Genomic DNA, 15348 nt, shown 5'->3' on the forward strand with positions numbered 1-15348 from the left:
CAACGTTTCTACTAACGCTATGACGCCTACTGGTGCCTCGTTTAATCAAATGAGTTTCTGCCCTTTAAATGCGTCATAACGCTATTACGCTTCAAGAATTTGTCCACGGTACTTGTTGCGGTATAATCAAAACTTCCGACTACATCCTCCAATGTTAGTTGCTTCATGCCCCTAACCCCATTGGACGTGATTTGATTTTGTTCTTATCTGCCTGATCCATAATTAATGCAGCGATCTCTAGTTGATGCCTTCCTAACTCTTTTGCTATTTCAAGAATATCTTTATCCTCATCCCACATTTCTCTCAATTGAATCACTTCGCTTTCATCAAACACTAAATCCAACTCTTCTAAAGCAATATATAAGTTACGACGCGACTTCTTCATGTACTTTCCCTGCTGCAACGCCATTGTGTAATTCTCCTTTTCCAAATCCGTTCCAAGTCTTGGAATCCCATTTCCCCTCCAGTTGTAATTGATGAATTTCTCTTAACTCCGCCATAACGGCATGACGTCTTCTATCCACTTCTTCAGGACTGCGATTCCCTGCTTTGCAAATACTCGGAGGAAACGAATTATGCAAAACTCATTTTATATAAAGTAGTGGTTTTGGTTTATCATTGCCGTTGTCGTAATTGTTGTTGGCGGAAAAAACACTAAAGAAGAAGCTACAACAACTCCAACCGAACCAAAAAAAGAAATAAAACAAAAACAACCCAAACAAGATGTTCAAGTTCAACCAGAAAAGAAGGAACAGCCTAAACAAGATATTCAAACTCAACCAGAAAAGAAAGAACAACCTAAACAAGATATTCAAACTCAACCAGAAAAGAAAGAACAACCTAAACAAAATGTTCAACAATCTGCATCGGGATTCACAAATCCTATAAAAAATATTGATAAAACAGCTGCTATGAATGCCGTCAAAGAAAAAGCAAAGAAAGACTTCCCAGATGATTACATGACACAGAATTATTTAGCAGATGAACAATCTAAGGCGTTTGATTATCTAAATGGTATTGAACTCAAATCTCAGGAAGAAGTAAACGTTATGAAGAAAGTAATCAACGACTTCCCTAATAACTTCATGCCTACTAAGTATGTTTATGAAGAACAGATAAAAGCTATGAACAAGCAGTAATAAGATATTATGCTTTTCATTTTTTCGTAAACAAAATATGGATAAATACGTTAAAACAATATTCGGATGGAAGTCCAATACATATTATTAAAATTAAAGTGGTTCAAGTCGGAGGAAGGGACCTTGGGATGTCTTTTTTTGTTTATTGTTTTATTTATAAAGTGCTTGAATTCAAAAAAGACATAGAATAGAACTTAATATAATAATCCCAATAAACCGATAATATCAATAACCTTCTTATTTTCTACTCTACAATAAAGCTTTGTACCCTTGCGCTCGATAATTACCATATTACCCTTAGTTAGTTTTCGTAAATGTTGTAAAATCATAGGTTCCGAAATATGCGTCGCAGCGTTCAACTGGGAAACTGTCAAGGTCCCACTTACAATCAATTCACGTACAATTAATAAACGACTTAAACTGCCTAATAATTCTAAGATTTCAGCACCATTTTCATAATTACTAGAATTTATATTAAAATCGCCCAACATACTATTCATCTCCCTAATATTGATACAAATACTAGCTCAAATAGCTTAACATAAAAATCGGATGTATTATCCTAATAATTTCTATAAAAATGTAAAAATTTCAAGTTTTGATGGTTCAAGTCGAAGGTGGGCACCTTAGGGGGGATTTTTTTATGAAATTAGGGAAATTAGCATTAGTCGGAGCTTTAGCTTTAGGTGGTTTCACAGGTTTAGCAACATTGGACGCAAAGCCAGCGGCAGCAGCGGAAAATGTACAAGTAGCATCAACAACTTGGGGCGACCCAGCAACATTATTTGATTTAGCACAAATTGCTTGGAATTTCCCAGCTTATTTATCGGATGATGTTAAGCCTTCTTATAAAACTGGTGACTACTTCACAGTTAAAATGGGTTGGTACAACGGAGTAGATGGCAATCCAATGAAGATTTATCGTGTTCTCGATAATAACTCATTAGTTCGCTACAAAACTATGTATCCAATTCCAGTAAATAACGGCACTCTTAACGAAGCTGTATGGAGTACTGATATTAATTCAGTATACGAGCCAGGTCGTTACATTGCTGTTGTGAATATTGATGGCAATTTCTATCAAAGTAATATCTTTACAATCAACAAGTAATACGTTTCTGTCCTGAGTAAGACAGAATAAACTACTCTCTTTCATCTAAGACCTCACATAATTGAACTCATAAACTATTATATTCCTGAGGAGGAAACGGATTATGAAAAAATTATCGAAGGTAGTATTAGCAGGAGCTTTAGCTTTAGGTGGATTTACAGGTTTAGCGGCACTGGATGCAAAGCCAGCGGCAGCAGCGAAAAATGTACAGAAAGCACCGACGGTTGACAACTGGCCTTTCAAAACCCTCTATGAATTAGCAAAAGGTACGACTGCATTACCAGATTTTTGGATTAATCAGTTCAAACCTGCTTATTACACAGGTGATACATTAACATTTAGTACGAATTGGGTAGACCAAGCATCTGGGAACGCATTGAAAATTTATCGTGTATTAGATGATAAGGAATTGACGTTAGCTCGCTATCAAACACTTTATCCTAACAAAGATTGGAATGGAACTGAGTGGAGAGCTGCATATAGAACACCTATCACTTCTGTTTACGAGAATGGTAGCTATATTGCAGTTTTAGATGTTGATGGCACTTACTATCGTAGCCAGGTCTTCACAATCAATCAATAGTAATACCTTCCTAAGCAAGACGGTATAAACTGCTTACCTTCATCTTAGATACTACAGTGATGATTTCATACATAAAATACAATTATCAAGTCGGCGGAAGGCACCTTATGGCGTCTTTTTTTGGTACATTAAAAAGCCTCGCCATCCTATGGAGATGGTGAGGTGCTTATGTATATTATTCACTATCTTGTTTTCTCTAATACTTTCTTCTTGATTGAACATCTATTGCGTTGCAAACATTGCAAAAAGAATCATTACTACAATTACAAGTACGGAAAAAACATAGACCATACTACTAGTACCTTCCTTATTTTGCTTGTTCTCTTCTTTCATCCGTTGTACAGCATAAAAGAAATCACATATAGCAGAAAAAATTTCTAACAATATCTGCATAACTTATTTGCCTCCCCTTATAATATATGTGCAGTATTAATTAACTAATAATTTCCTTATATATTATATCAGCTAGGGTCCATGGAAGAATAACTAATTATTTTTATAAATTAATGTATTAATCAATATGGCATTAATACAGGATAGTCCAAGTTAGAGGAAGGCACCTTAGGGTGTTTTTTTTATAAAAAAGAACTCCTAAAACGCCTTAAATTAGTCAACTTCAATATTACTCTTTTTTATTAGTTTGTTTTAACTTAATATATTAATTTTAAGTTAAAAATTTGTTATAATTAGTAAATGATTATATTAATTAGATGGAGAGGATACAATATTATGGGTTATAAGTTTCGTAGAATTATCCAAGTTTCCCCGGGTGTGAAAATTAACTTTACATATACAGGTATGGGAGGGAACTCCATTCCACCTGAATCAAGAACAACAACTTATATACCTGGAACTGGAATCTCGTATATGCCACGAATATCTGAGTCAAACAACTATTATATACAACGAGGGTATCAAGGACCAAACACTTCCTATCCCACTATGGATGAACAAGATTACAATACGGTAAATGCATTTGAGCCAGTAAAAGAAACCCAAACTTACCTTGTTACTGCTTTTCGTAAAAAGGATAATCAAGTAAACTCTGTAGGTAGAAAACTAATGAAACCACTTTCCATAATTGCAGGCGTTTTTGCGGGCCTATTCTTACTTATGATGCTTGTTATACCTGCTCTATTCCTGGCAGCCATGTCTTTCCTATGTTATAAAAATATAAAAACACCATTTGCGGTTGTATGCCCAGAATGTGATGCTGAGAATTTATTCATTTTTGAGGAAGAGAAGATTGCTTGTCGTAAATGTGAGAGCACTCTTATAATCCAAAAATAAAAGGTTCTTGAATACACTCCCCAAAAATGAATTGTGGTATTGAATTTCAAGATGGCCCTTGAAGGCTCCAGCTCTCTTTTTTATTTCCTTTCGACAATATAAAGATAAATAGTTTGTTATTATATTTAAGGATTTATTTATATTAGGAGGAATGAACAACTATGTTTAAAAGATTAGCAGTATTACTTATTGGAGCTCTATTATTATTTGGTTTATCAGCTTGTGACAGCGTTAAATCAATGACAAGTAATGTCACGGTTGGTAAGGTAATTGAAGAATTTAAAGCTGCAGGATTAGAAGCTGACAATCCTAGTGACCTACCAGAAAAAGAATTTGGAAATACTAGAAAAGAAGCAAAGCGCATTCTTGTTCCAGCATTAGGTGAAGATAGTGGTGGTAGAATATTTGAGTTTAAAAACAAAGAAGATCTTGAAAAAGCTAAGAAATACTATGACGATTTAGGTAATGGTAATCAAATGCTATTCTCTCATACTTACGCAAAAGGTAACTTCCTTATACAAATGAATGGTGATATGGAAGATGCACAATTTAACAAATATAAAGAAGTTATGGACAAAGTAATTAAGTAAGTTAAATAATCCGCTTTCATTTATATGAAAGCATGTTAGAATTATCTTTGGATTAGCGTCCAATACATATTATTAAAATTAAGATGGTTCAAGTCGCAGGAAGGCACCTTTGGGTGTCTTTTTTTTATTTATCTTCGACAGTGAAAATCATACATTACACATTTATGATGAGATTTCTAACATCACAAGCGGAACAAATGCAATTAATAGAATCGGTAAATATCCAATAATTAAAATGTACGAATTATAAAATTTAAAAGACTATAAAAATGCAAAAGTACTTATTTATTTACCTGAGTCACATAAAGATTTTGGTTTAGTATCTTACGGTTATCATGCAGAAATAGATGCTTTCGATTTCGGACTTGATATTAGTGATGTAACAAAATATCAAGCATTTATAGAACTCGCTAAAAATCATGTATAGTTCACGAAACTGTTAGAAGAAATAGCAAGAAAAAAAGACAAAAGTATTATAACTTTTGTCTTTTTATTTTAAGGTTATCCATTCGTAACTTTCCCATTCTTTAGGCTTCTTATCATACTTTAAACGGCCAGTCGTACAGAATGAAGCAATTATCCATTGAATAAAGTTCATCTTGGCATATGGATCTATACAATCTTCTAACTTCTTTAGCTGATAGCCTGTACTATTTTTCTGCCAAATTGTATATAAACGAAAATGAGTTGTCGTTACAAGTCTAGCTTTTGTTGTAACTTGCCATTTAGAAATTTTCGTTAAATCCTCTTTGACTTTTCTCTCATACTCTTGTTTTATCACTTTATAAGTCTTATCTTTATTAATTAATCCATTAGAGATTGTAAAAGGCATTTGATGCACCTCATAAACTGTTCCTTCTTCATCTCCTAAAATATTTGATTCTACTAGAAACATATTTTTTAGTTTTAATTGTTCTGTTAATTCTTTCCCGCTCCGATAAAATGGCTTCTTAATCTTCTGCAACAAGATAACCTGCACAATTAATCCTATCAGTAAAGGATATGTTAATACAAACAATATATTAATAAACATGTTTAAAATAAGAACGCCTATTAGCGCAAAAATTGTAAAGTAAATATAGGTTTCCCTTTGATGAATGATTCTACTGTTCAAGCCAAGATACCTCCATTTTGATAGATAGTGAACACAATATAAATCGTCGCCCCTAGTAAAATAGAACAAGCCCCAGGAAAGCTCTGTATTAGCTTTATTTCTTTCTTAGGCAGTTTCACACCAAATATAGACGCAGCATGCTCCAATTGGTCTTTAATCGCTCCTACAAACCCTAAAATTTTAATTAATCGATAAACACTAGCAATCCAAAAGAATAGTAAATGGAAAGCTGTTAATGTAATCGCGGTAAGTATAGCCGATTCTTCTACTACATTGCTAACATATAGAGCTGCCACCACAAGCATTTTCGTATCACCGGGTGAAGAAAATTTAAATGTCTCTAACAATAAGCCACATACTAAGGCCATAGTTAGTACAATTACAATCTCTTTTCCCGTTCGTATTCCAGTAAAATACGTGATACCTAAACCTACTATTAAAAAAATGAAATGCCATATATTTTTTGTTTTTCTATACTTTAAGTCGGTAAATACATTAAGTACCATATAACTTAGAAATAATCCCATGATATACAGGCTCATTTTCTTTACTCCCCTCTTAATTTCATATAAAAATACTGTGTAAAAAAGGAACCACTTTTAGAGTAGCCCCCTCGTTTATTTTTATATTTATTTTTTGTTCCAAGAATCAACATCTGCATTGCTTGATGCTTTTGTGAATCGAGCTAGAATTGTATCATAACCACCTTGGATTGCTTTCCATACGAACGGGCCAATTACTAATACAATAATCACCGCTAACGCGATTAACATACCGTTTTCTGATGATAATTGTGATTCTTCGTTTTTTAACCAATTCTTCATTTTTGCTAACATTACATTTTATCTCCCTTATATACAAATTTTAAAAATCTATTAAAATAAGAATTTACCTATCAAAATCTTCTCTTACTTATTCCAAGAACTTACGTCTGCATTGCTTGATGCTTTTGTGAATCGTGCCAGGATTGTATCATAACCACCTTGGATTGCCTTCCATACAAATGGGCCAATTACTAATACGATAATTACTGCCAGAGCGATTAACATACCGTTTTCTGATGATAACTGTGAATCCTCATTTTTTAACCAGTTCTTCATTTTGGATAACATATTTAAATTCCCCTTATCTATTTATTTGAGCTATACGTTACAAACATCATTAATCTAAAACCTTTATTACTTATTCCAAGAATTTACATCAGCATTATTTGATGCTTTTGTGAATCGAGCTAGAATCGTATCATAACCACCTTGGATTGCTTTCCATACAAACGGGCCAATCACTAATACGATAATGACCGCCAAGGCGATTAACATACCGTTTTCTGATGATAATTGTGATTCTTCGTTTTTTAACCAATTCTTCATTTTTGTTAACATGTGTATTACTCCTTTTCCTATTCCATTTTTAATAATGTCTTCTATAAACTTGCAAATCCTTGCATTAAAGATTGAATAACAATCACCATCGGATAAATCACAATACAACCAATAACAGCCACGTTAAATTTATTCATTTCCATTGGCTTATTTTGAATGAGACGGTTATAGTTCTCATGTTTTAACTCGCGCATCATTTTAATTTGTGCGTCCATAATGCGAAGACTCTGTACCTTGTCCGTTTTTTGCGCTTGTTGCAATGCAATCGTAAAGGTATTTACTTCTGGACTATTTAAGGCTGCTGCAAAGTTTCGAAATGGTTGATCCGATCCTGCATACATTTCTAATTCCGCTGTAAGTGTAGATACATACGGACGAAGATGTCTTCCAGCATATATCTCTGCCTTTTTTACTGCTTCTAATGTTGTATGTGTTTTTAACAACTGCAGCATAGGAATTAGATACTCTGGTAATTCGAACTTCCTAGCTTCTATCGCCTGCTTAATTCTTCGCTTTAATAGATAATCAGGATAGAAATAAAGCAGCGGTGAAATCAAAACACCCAATTTAAATAAGTAGTAATCATGGAACACCGTGCATATCAAGAAAACAGAGGTGAAAATGATGGGATATGCTACCTTCATTTTTAAATATTCTTCTGGTTTCGTATCCAGGCCAGCTTCTTCTAATTTTTTCTGAATCTGCTCTTTCTTTTCTTCTGTCAGATACTTATGTGATAACGACTGGAAGGGAGCGAGCATCATTTGATTTAAATTCTTCTTTTCAATTCGTTTTGCATTTTCTACATAGTTCGTAAGTAAGCTACCGCTGTCTTTTTTACTTTGTAGAAAGGTAGAGAATACCCAATACATGACAACGAATACCACTACAGCTAAAATCGTAGCCACCTTATTCCCCTCTTTCTGTTGGGTTATAATTTGCAATCTTTTCTACACGGGTTGCTAAGAAAAAGACAATGAACATATTTACCGCTAACGCGATTTTCCCCATCATAGAACCTGCTAAAAATCCATATGCTTCTTTTGACATCAACATAATAACAATTGGCATGGCGATAACGATTAAGCAGTTCTGTACAAAAGCACGTTGTGCTTGCGACAAACTAGAACGCAATCTTGCCAGGTATAGTTTTTGTTTTTCAAAATCTTCCGCAATATCTAGTAGGACTTGTACTGAATTTGTTCCACCTTCTCGACTGCACACTTCCAACATTTCATGGAAGAAAACCAATTCTCTAAAGTTAAACGTTTCATTGAATCCTCTAAATGCACGATGCATTGTGGTTCCACCTTCTAATAAAAGAGAAACTTTTTCTATTTCTTCTTGAATGCTTTCATGCATCATTGGTTTCACCTGAACTAACACCCGTTTTGCATTGTTACTAATTTGAAGTGCATTTGCTACAGCTTTCATATAGATAGAAAGACGATCAATGACAACCAAATAGTAACGTTTTTTTCTTCGATAGAGAAGAAACCTTGGAACTAAAAACCCAGATAAAACGGTAATCAGCGTAAAAAGATCTCTACCAAAAGAAAAATAGAATACTGCTGCAATACTCATCCCAGAAAGAATCGTATATATCCAGTACATACTCTTTGTCAATTTCCATTCGTACTTTTGAGCTTCTTGGATAACGGATTGTGGTAGATACATTCGTATCCCTTTAATATTTCTTAATTCCAAGCGCCTTTCTTCTTTCTCGTTTTCTTGTACAAATTGAGAGAGAGCAGAACCCTTAGATTTTGTAAAAAGTAAAACGAGCAATCCAACACTAATAAAGATTAAAAATATACATCCATAAGCCAATAAACTATGCATACTGCACCTCCTGTTGTGAAAGGAATGGCGCATAAAGAGCTGGATTTACAGTAGAAGAACGGAATTTCTTCTCCATTTCAGCTGACATTTTTGCTGTAATGATATGATCTCCATGAATCTTTCCTACTCTCTCATTCATTTCATCGTATTCCTCACCCGACGGAATAAATTGAGAAAGCTGATTGAACTGTATATCATCTTGATAATCCAACAATTCAATCATCTCTGTAATATAACGATTTCCATCATCTTTCTTTTCCAAAAAGACAATTACATCAAATGTCTGTGAAATCAATTCATATAAATACTGGGCATCAATATTCGCACCACTTTGCAGACACATAAGCATTAAACGCCTAACTGCTTCTTTTGCACTTCTTGCATGGACAGAGGTGAAACCAGGATGTCCTGTTTGGAAAAAGTTAATCATTTTTAACGCTTCTTTCCCCCTCGATTCCCCTACAATTAATCGCTTTGGCCCTTGACGTAAAGCATTTGTTAACAATCTATCAAAGTCGATTGCATTTTCTTCTACTTCCGATGCCCTACACTGCATCGGAACAAAATGATGTTCTGGAAAAATGCGATGCAAATATAATTCAGGGTTATCTTCTACTACAAGAGTACGTTCTTTTTTCTTTCCTTTCGGAATGTGAGAAGCAAGATATTTCATAAACTCTGATTTCCCTGTACCCGTGGCTCCAGCAACTAAAATATTCATTTTGGCTTTCACAGATGCAGCCAAAAAGTTCAACATTTCTTTCGATGCTTGATTGGTAGATAACATACGCTCTTCAGAAGCACGAAGGTGATCCGCATTCTTACGAATCGTTATCGTTGTTCCGAGTCCCCCAAGTTCATCTAACGCAATATTGATACGTATATACGGAAATACGCAGTCCACATATGGCTTTGCTGTATTCAATGACTCTGATGTACTGTTTACCATCTTATAAGCTAGAGCTTTCACTTCTTCTTCCGTCTCAAATCGGTAAGGAAATGTACATTCTCCCTCTCCAATTTTTTCGTAAATAATTTCTTTTGTACCATTGATATAAATATCGGTTACATCCTTATCTTCTTTTAAAGGTTCTATAATCCCAAATCCAACAATTTCGTCACACACCATATTTAGTAACTGTTCAGAAGGTACATCTGAAACAACGACTTGATTGCTTAGTAAAAAGCTTTTAATAATTTGCTCCACAGCTGTTCTCTTCTCTTTATTCATAAAGGATTCACTTAAGATATCACGATGTTCCTTTACTAAAAATGCACGAATTTCATCTGTAATATCTTTAATTTGTTGAGCTGTAGTTGTTCCTAACTTTCGAGCTGATTTGGAACGAATCATATAACCAAAGTGATATAAATCCACTCGATTTCGCTTTAAGGCAACTTGTTTTTCCTGTAAATAGCCCCACATATTACATGCCTCCTTTTTAATTTCGTAAACCAAAGAGACCCTTTTTCATAGAGGATTGCTGGGATGGAACATTAAGACCAGCTGCTTCCATAATGTGATGGACCTTAGCATTAATTTGCGGGGAACCAAATTGCATCCCCCATTCATAACTCGTACGATCTCTGTCATACGGAATTGTCACCGCAATCTTTTGGGAAGAAAGCTTTTCAATATCTTCTACATAGTCCTCATCTCCCATATTTAAAACATGAATCATACAAGGCAATGTTAGCTTTGCTTCTTCTATTAGTTGTAATTCTCTTTTAATTGCTAGCGCACCACGAGGGTTGCCATTTAGCACATGAACAACAAGGTCTGATTTGTATAGGATTGGATAACTCAGTATCTCGGATAATTCAGTTGGTACCGATAGAATGATATAGTCATATTCTGTTTCTACAAGTGATTCGAAAAATGTCGTTACAAACAATTCTTTGTTTTGAATTTCAGGGAATTGAGCTAAGCTATAGCCTGATGGAAATACTAGAAAATCCATTTTATCGTGCAATTTTTGCATCAACCTTGGATTCACTTTTTTCTCTAGTAAATCTTGCTTTGTGCAAATATACTGCAAGAGATCGTATTCATTTTCTTTTCTTACAAGCCCTAGCATATTTTTACTCTCATGGCTAAGACCTGTTCCAACCGCGAAGTTTGGCCTTACTTGGTCCGCTTCTACATAAAGCACCTTTTTCCCTAAATGAGCTAACTCATTTGCCATCGCAATACTTAACGTACTTTTTCCTACGTTTTCGTTTGTCGCATAAAAGGCAACCATTCTTACTTGCCGGTCCATCTTAAAAGCCCCTTCCTTATTTGGATTCGTTCAGATACTGTGCAACATATTCTTTTACATTTTTAGATATGGGATTGGTTGAATGCTTCTCTACATAGTCTAAGATATTTTTCTGGTCAGATATTTGCGAGAATCCTTCTGCTGGTTCTAATTCTTTCCCTGTGTGTTCTATCTTTTGCCCAACTGCAACAGGGATTACATCTCCAATTGTTTTTGCACGATTTAAGTATTGAAGTTGTTCAGGTGAAACAGCCAGTGTATATAATCGCGTTATCTTTGGCTTTTGTTTTCCTTCTTGTTCCTCTTTTGATTCTTTCTTTTCTAGCACGAAGGCATCTTCTGTATTGCTATCTTTTGCAGCAGTCACACGTACACGTTGGAAAAGACCTCCGAATACAACCTTCTCATTGTCTCCTTCTTTTACAACCTGTTTGAAATACAAGTCCACATACGTTTTCGGAATAATACTATTGCCTGAACTTGTTTCCAAATCAACGAGTAACGGAAAGGCAACTTCTCCATCTTTCAAATTTAAAATGGCAGAGTCCGGTAACTCTTCTTTCTTTACTACTTTGTTTTTAAAGAGATAGCTATTCTCTGTAATGGGCTGCCCATCATTTGTCCACTTACCTACAACTTCTTTTTTATTTGCACGTAATGCATTGGGGGGAATCGCATCACCAGGTAATGTTCGTTCCACTAGCATGTCTTCTTTAATCTCAGTATGCGCAGGTATATCCTTTGCGGCTACAACAATCTTTGTTGGTTTCACTGCATTTTCGACTGCGAAATGATTGTATCCATAGATACCCGCTACTGTTGCAGCAGCTAAACCTACAGCAGCAATCTGCTTCTTTTGAAACTTAGATGGCTTCAATGTTTGTATTCCTCCTTATGTAGCCTTTAAACGCAAAAAAAGGACACACCTATGGCATAATGCGCCTTAGGTGTGTCCTTTTAGCTAATCTAAAGTCTATATGAAAATGTTGGATTTATTTTCTTTAATATTACAATTTCAATATTATGATATATATAGTTTCATGTCAATCATTTCTAAAAAATATCTGTTTTTTCTATTTCAATACACGTAATCGATAAATTAAAAAGCCTCCAAAAGCTCTGTTATAATAAGGTTTCTAACCTATTAAGCATCCCGAAAATATGTTGTAATTAATCTAACGCAACCGACTATTCCTATGTGGTCGGTTGCTATTCTTTCTTTTTCATTTTATGGAAAAAAAGTGCTCGCATGGAAATACTTTTCACGACAGTTGATGAAAGAGACAAAATTATTATTAAAAGGAAATCAATTTTGTTCCTGTTTCAAAATACTTTGCAGGAGCATAACTTTTCCCATTCCGATCCTGAAATTCGTTTCCAATGTATAGCGATACAATAATTGCGACAGTCCCCATAATAATTACACGTCTAACACGTTGTTTTTTCTTTTTATCCACTCTAATTTCCCCTTTCTATGAAAAAAAGGCACATCCCATTAAGGGATGTGCCTTTGGTTTATCCATTCAGCTACTAGTTTAAGATGGATATATTATTGTGTCGATTCAACCTATTATACAATACTACTTAACTATTTTCTATTCTTCATATAGTACCAGTTTGATAAATCAGTAATAATATGTTCCTTTCCAACCCAGTTCCATCCTGGTGTTTGTACAGGAAATGGAAGATCTGCAAGCACCCTTCTCTTTTTAAAGTCATCGTATGCGACCCCTTTAATTTCTACCTCACTTGTCAAGCACAAGCTCATTTCATTTATACCTGCTGGTTTTGTTTCAACATTGAACGCATATTTCCCATCTTTCGTTTTTAATGGTGCATACCATTTGCGTTGGCCATCAATAATTTTTTCTTGACCATCCCAATATAGAGACTTAGTTGGTCTTTTGATATCAAAAACATGTCCTGTTATTTCAGACATATACATATTTTTAGGTTGGAATTTTGATGCTAATCCAGTATTAGAAACAGCCTCTAAATCTTGTGTTGTTTTTAGCCCTTCATCTGCAAATGGATATTGTGCCGTTGCTGCTGTAAATACACCAGGATAATTTTCATTCCACTGATTTTTATATGTTCCATTTACTTGATACGAAAAGCCATAGCCACTATGAAGCTTAGAAGGTGATAGATCATCAATACTTCCATTTAATGTTTCATAGAACATTTCTCCCACTGTGTCCTCTTTTGATACACGTTCACTTACTGTTTCTACCACACCTTTTACACTATTCGTTACACCGCACATCCCTTTTTCATGAGATGGTGCATAGATAGCTGTTTTAATAGGATTGTTTTTGTATGTAGTTTCTTCTATGTCTAGGCGATTACTAGCAGGATTGATTTCTGCTTGAATTGTTCCTTTCCCCCTATGCTGCCAGTCAAGATTTAAGGTTGTCTTTTCTCCCTCTGTTAATCTTACCTTTTGTGATGCAACTTGTTGTCCGTTATGTTTTAACACAACTACTGTTTCAGGATTTGTATATTTTTCCTCTAATACGTCTAACTTTTTAATTTTATTCTTCTCTTTTTCTAGTTTCTGCCTTGCATTATCTAGCCTACTTGCCGCACTATCTAGTTTATTTTCTTCCCAAGAGCAGTCTCTATCGTAATAGTGATGGTTCCCTTCTGCATCTATCTCATGAATTGGATTACGACGGCAATAACTAAGACTAGACTGCGCACTATCTCTATCAGATTCAGAACTATTTACTTCTTGCTGAGACATATTAATATTGTTGTTTACCTTAGCTCTATATTGATCACGTTCTGGTTTAAAATTATCACGTGATACATCTACTCTTGTTTTGATATTCTTTCCTTCTCTTGCGGTTTCGCCTTCGATTCTGTCACTAGAGAAATCAATTTTATATTTAAAGTTATCTTCATCGCCTGGATCTGGGTTAGGTGTTACTTCTGTACCACAGTTATCATCTATAGTGAAATCAACAGTTTTCTCGTTTGATTCCCTCTGAACAGCATCAAGTACTTTAATTCTCGCAGTATATCGGCCACACATTTGTGGCTGCCACTTTAATTCTTCTGACTTAAATTGCCCTGCATCACCTTCATTTGGTTTTTGATTATCTTTTTGCGGAGTTGAACGCAGGTAATTTTCTTGATGATACACGGTTTCGCCATCTTTTGTAATATCTAACATCCATTTAACTCGGTTACGTTCTCCAGCAGCTTTTTGATAAGGGTTTACTGTCGTTCCATTAGGATCTCGGTCATTGTAACCTTTATTTTTACTTACATACTCAAAACCTTTAAACGTAAATTTAACAGGCACATCATTTTTTCCCCTCGTAGCCTTTAAATCTTTTATTTCAGGTTTACTTGTACGTACATACCATAAGCTATACCTATTCACACCTTCTACACCACCAGCCCCTGCATATCCACCAGAAAGATATGCTATATCCCTAATCCAAAAGAAACTTCCAAAATCATTCCTATTCGCAACTGAATTAATAATATGCTTCTTTATATTGGTTAAAACAAAATCAGGATTACCCCAATATTTATCTTGAATTACAGATGAATTTACACGCTCAAATTCTGTTACCATGCGATCCCCAACCTGAATCGATGACTTAAAATAACCTTCATTAGATATCCGAATATACGGTTCTGAAGTATCTTCCCCTTGTACTAAATTTTCTTTTGGATTCCCCCAATTAAAAGAACCATTATAAATCGCTGGATAATGTACATCTCCTTTATATAATGTTTTTGCTGGTTCATAACCACTACCAGGACGGAAATATTTACCTGGCATTTGTAATTCTAACGACTTTAAATAGGTCTCATTATTCCCATCAAAAAAAGGTACATCATCATTTTTAGCACTTACTACTGTTGGTATTGCTAATAAAACAGAAGTACAGGCAAATAAAATTTTTCTTTTCACATTCATATTTTTTCCTCCTAAATATAAAAAAGGACGCACCTGTACCGTTGGGATGGTACGTAAGGTGTGTCCTTTACGTTAAATTTATTAATTTGTTTATTTAGT

The 15348-nt window shown here is 34.7% G+C and carries 22 protein-coding genes; 5 read left to right on the forward strand and 17 right to left on the reverse strand.

Annotated features, from left to right (window positions below; genetic code table 11):
- Positions 1-41: 41 nt before the first annotated feature.
- The 3 genes from V7S45_RS29650 to V7S45_RS29660 are packed head-to-tail and all read right to left on the reverse strand — an operon-like array spanning position 42 to position 581.
- Entirely contained in the window at positions 42-167 is a 126-nt protein-coding gene (locus tag V7S45_RS29650; protein WP_254912702.1) for a hypothetical protein, read from the reverse strand.
- Entirely contained in the window at positions 164-409 is a 246-nt protein-coding gene (locus tag V7S45_RS29655) for a hypothetical protein (RefSeq protein WP_002099119.1), read from the reverse strand. Before V7S45_RS29655 ends, V7S45_RS29650 begins: the two co-directional genes overlap by 4 nt.
- Complete coding sequence (locus V7S45_RS29660) at positions 366-581, reverse strand: hypothetical protein (RefSeq protein ID WP_080016504.1); 216 nt, start codon at positions 579-581, stop codon at positions 366-368. The genes V7S45_RS29655 and V7S45_RS29660 overlap by 44 nt, the downstream gene beginning before the upstream one ends.
- Before the next feature lie 33 nt (positions 582-614).
- Here V7S45_RS29660 and V7S45_RS29665 point away from each other — a divergent pair, with 33 nt between their 5' ends.
- A complete protein-coding gene (locus tag V7S45_RS29665) occupies positions 615-1139 on the forward strand; it encodes a hypothetical protein (RefSeq protein WP_342762161.1) in 525 nt (174 codons plus the stop codon).
- Positions 1140-1333: 194 nt separating this feature from the next.
- On the opposite strand, the gene V7S45_RS29670 is transcribed toward V7S45_RS29665, so the two are convergent.
- A complete protein-coding gene (locus tag V7S45_RS29670) occupies positions 1334-1630 on the reverse strand; it encodes an ArsR family transcriptional regulator (protein WP_000900153.1) in 297 nt (98 codons plus the stop codon).
- A gap of 152 nt (positions 1631-1782) precedes the next feature.
- Here V7S45_RS29670 and V7S45_RS29675 point away from each other — a divergent pair, with 152 nt between their 5' ends.
- Positions 1783-2250 (forward strand): DUF5065 family protein, encoded by a 468-nt coding sequence (locus V7S45_RS29675; protein WP_025689478.1) that lies wholly within the window; start codon positions 1783-1785, stop codon positions 2248-2250.
- A gap of 103 nt (positions 2251-2353) precedes the next feature.
- Complete coding sequence (locus V7S45_RS29680; RefSeq protein ID WP_342762036.1) at positions 2354-2833, forward strand: DUF5065 family protein; 480 nt, start codon at positions 2354-2356, stop codon at positions 2831-2833.
- A gap of 222 nt (positions 2834-3055) precedes the next feature.
- Here V7S45_RS29680 and V7S45_RS29685 read toward each other — a convergent pair whose 3' ends face one another.
- Positions 3056-3226 (reverse strand): hypothetical protein, encoded by a 171-nt coding sequence (locus V7S45_RS29685; RefSeq protein WP_016078559.1) that lies wholly within the window; start codon positions 3224-3226, stop codon positions 3056-3058.
- Positions 3227-3562: 336 nt separating this feature from the next.
- Between V7S45_RS29685 and V7S45_RS29690 the strand changes: the two genes are divergently transcribed.
- Both V7S45_RS29690 and V7S45_RS29695 read left to right on the forward strand, forming a co-directional pair.
- The gene (locus tag V7S45_RS29690) at positions 3563-4123 is read left to right on the forward strand and encodes a DUF4236 domain-containing protein (RefSeq protein WP_089607999.1); all 561 of its coding nucleotides are present in this window, start codon (positions 3563-3565) and stop codon (positions 4121-4123) included.
- 161 nt (positions 4124-4284) lie between these two features.
- Positions 4285-4713: a hypothetical protein gene (locus V7S45_RS29695; protein WP_000476458.1), complete on the forward strand. Its 429-nt coding sequence runs from the start codon at positions 4285-4287 to the stop codon at positions 4711-4713.
- A 490-nt stretch (positions 4714-5203) separates the two neighbouring features.
- On the opposite strand, the gene V7S45_RS29700 is transcribed toward V7S45_RS29695, so the two are convergent.
- From V7S45_RS29700 to V7S45_RS29755, 12 genes are all read right to left on the reverse strand, one after another.
- The gene (locus V7S45_RS29700; protein WP_025690585.1) at positions 5204-5827 is read right to left on the reverse strand and encodes a hypothetical protein; all 624 of its coding nucleotides are present in this window, start codon (positions 5825-5827) and stop codon (positions 5204-5206) included.
- Positions 5824-6369, reverse strand: a complete 546-nt coding sequence (locus V7S45_RS29705) for a hypothetical protein (RefSeq protein WP_000061105.1) — start codon at positions 6367-6369, stop codon at positions 5824-5826. The genes V7S45_RS29700 and V7S45_RS29705 overlap by 4 nt, the downstream gene beginning before the upstream one ends.
- A gap of 87 nt (positions 6370-6456) precedes the next feature.
- Positions 6457-6663, reverse strand: coding sequence for a hypothetical protein (locus V7S45_RS29710; RefSeq protein WP_000879958.1), 207 nt, complete (start codon positions 6661-6663; stop codon positions 6457-6459).
- A gap of 72 nt (positions 6664-6735) precedes the next feature.
- The gene (locus V7S45_RS29715) at positions 6736-6939 is read right to left on the reverse strand and encodes a hypothetical protein (protein ID WP_000949460.1); all 204 of its coding nucleotides are present in this window, start codon (positions 6937-6939) and stop codon (positions 6736-6738) included.
- Between the two features lie 66 nt (positions 6940-7005).
- Positions 7006-7209: a hypothetical protein gene (locus tag V7S45_RS29720; RefSeq protein ID WP_000956361.1), complete on the reverse strand. Its 204-nt coding sequence runs from the start codon at positions 7207-7209 to the stop codon at positions 7006-7008.
- A 41-nt stretch (positions 7210-7250) separates the two neighbouring features.
- Positions 7251-8117: a hypothetical protein gene (locus V7S45_RS29725; protein WP_060852558.1), complete on the reverse strand. Its 867-nt coding sequence runs from the start codon at positions 8115-8117 to the stop codon at positions 7251-7253.
- Position 8118: 1 nt separating this feature from the next.
- Positions 8119-9051, reverse strand: coding sequence for a hypothetical protein (locus V7S45_RS29730; RefSeq protein WP_342762037.1), 933 nt, complete (start codon positions 9049-9051; stop codon positions 8119-8121).
- Positions 9044-10477 (reverse strand): CpaF/VirB11 family protein, encoded by a 1434-nt coding sequence (locus V7S45_RS29735; RefSeq protein ID WP_078438669.1) that lies wholly within the window; start codon positions 10475-10477, stop codon positions 9044-9046. The genes V7S45_RS29730 and V7S45_RS29735 overlap by 8 nt, the downstream gene beginning before the upstream one ends.
- A 16-nt stretch (positions 10478-10493) precedes the next feature.
- Positions 10494-11312, reverse strand: coding sequence for an AAA family ATPase (locus tag V7S45_RS29740; protein WP_342762038.1), 819 nt, complete (start codon positions 11310-11312; stop codon positions 10494-10496).
- Between the two features lie 16 nt (positions 11313-11328).
- Entirely contained in the window at positions 11329-12189 is an 861-nt protein-coding gene (cpaB, locus tag V7S45_RS29745) for a Flp pilus assembly protein CpaB (RefSeq protein WP_342762039.1), read from the reverse strand.
- A 418-nt stretch (positions 12190-12607) separates the two neighbouring features.
- The gene (locus V7S45_RS29750) at positions 12608-12769 is read right to left on the reverse strand and encodes a hypothetical protein (RefSeq protein ID WP_164876760.1); all 162 of its coding nucleotides are present in this window, start codon (positions 12767-12769) and stop codon (positions 12608-12610) included.
- A 131-nt stretch (positions 12770-12900) separates the two neighbouring features.
- Complete coding sequence (locus V7S45_RS29755) at positions 12901-15249, reverse strand: hypothetical protein (RefSeq protein WP_342762040.1); 2349 nt, start codon at positions 15247-15249, stop codon at positions 12901-12903.
- Positions 15250-15348 lie beyond the last annotated feature (99 nt).

The sequence above is a fragment of the Bacillus sp. BR3(2024) genome (assembly GCF_039134555.1).
Lineage (GTDB): Bacteria > Bacillota > Bacilli > Bacillales > Bacillaceae_G > Bacillus_A > Bacillus_A cereus.

Bases quoted from the DNA above. Each gene is read 5' to 3' on its own strand.
- V7S45_RS29650 (WP_254912702.1), bottom strand. From the start codon at position 167: ATGAAGCAACTAACATTGGAGGATGTAGTCGGAAGTTTTGATTATACC.
- V7S45_RS29655 (WP_002099119.1), bottom strand. From the start codon at position 409: ATGGCGTTGCAGCAGGGAAAGTACATGAAGAAGTCGCGTCGTAACTTA.
- V7S45_RS29670 (WP_000900153.1), bottom strand. From the start codon at position 1,630: ATGTTGGGCGATTTTAATATAAATTCTAGTAATTATGAAAATGGTGCT.
- V7S45_RS29675 (WP_025689478.1), top strand. From the start codon at position 1,783: ATGAAATTAGGGAAATTAGCATTAGTCGGAGCTTTAGCTTTAGGTGGT.
- V7S45_RS29680 (WP_342762036.1), top strand. From the start codon at position 2,354: ATGAAAAAATTATCGAAGGTAGTATTAGCAGGAGCTTTAGCTTTAGGT.
- V7S45_RS29685 (WP_016078559.1), bottom strand. From the start codon at position 3,226: ATGCAGATATTGTTAGAAATTTTTTCTGCTATATGTGATTTCTTTTAT.
- V7S45_RS29690 (WP_089607999.1), top strand. From the start codon at position 3,563: ATGGGTTATAAGTTTCGTAGAATTATCCAAGTTTCCCCGGGTGTGAAA.
- V7S45_RS29695 (WP_000476458.1), top strand. From the start codon at position 4,285: ATGTTTAAAAGATTAGCAGTATTACTTATTGGAGCTCTATTATTATTT.
- V7S45_RS29705 (WP_000061105.1), bottom strand. From the start codon at position 6,369: ATGAGCCTGTATATCATGGGATTATTTCTAAGTTATATGGTACTTAAT.
- V7S45_RS29710 (WP_000879958.1), bottom strand. From the start codon at position 6,663: ATGTTAGCAAAAATGAAGAATTGGTTAAAAAACGAAGAATCACAATTA.
- V7S45_RS29715 (WP_000949460.1), bottom strand. From the start codon at position 6,939: ATGTTATCCAAAATGAAGAACTGGTTAAAAAATGAGGATTCACAGTTA.
- V7S45_RS29720 (WP_000956361.1), bottom strand. From the start codon at position 7,209: ATGTTAACAAAAATGAAGAATTGGTTAAAAAACGAAGAATCACAATTA.
- V7S45_RS29730 (WP_342762037.1), bottom strand. From the start codon at position 9,051: ATGCATAGTTTATTGGCTTATGGATGTATATTTTTAATCTTTATTAGT.
- V7S45_RS29735 (WP_078438669.1), bottom strand. From the start codon at position 10,477: ATGTGGGGCTATTTACAGGAAAAACAAGTTGCCTTAAAGCGAAATCGA.
- V7S45_RS29740 (WP_342762038.1), bottom strand. From the start codon at position 11,312: ATGGACCGGCAAGTAAGAATGGTTGCCTTTTATGCGACAAACGAAAAC.
- V7S45_RS29755 (WP_342762040.1), bottom strand. From the start codon at position 15,249: ATGAATGTGAAAAGAAAAATTTTATTTGCCTGTACTTCTGTTTTATTA.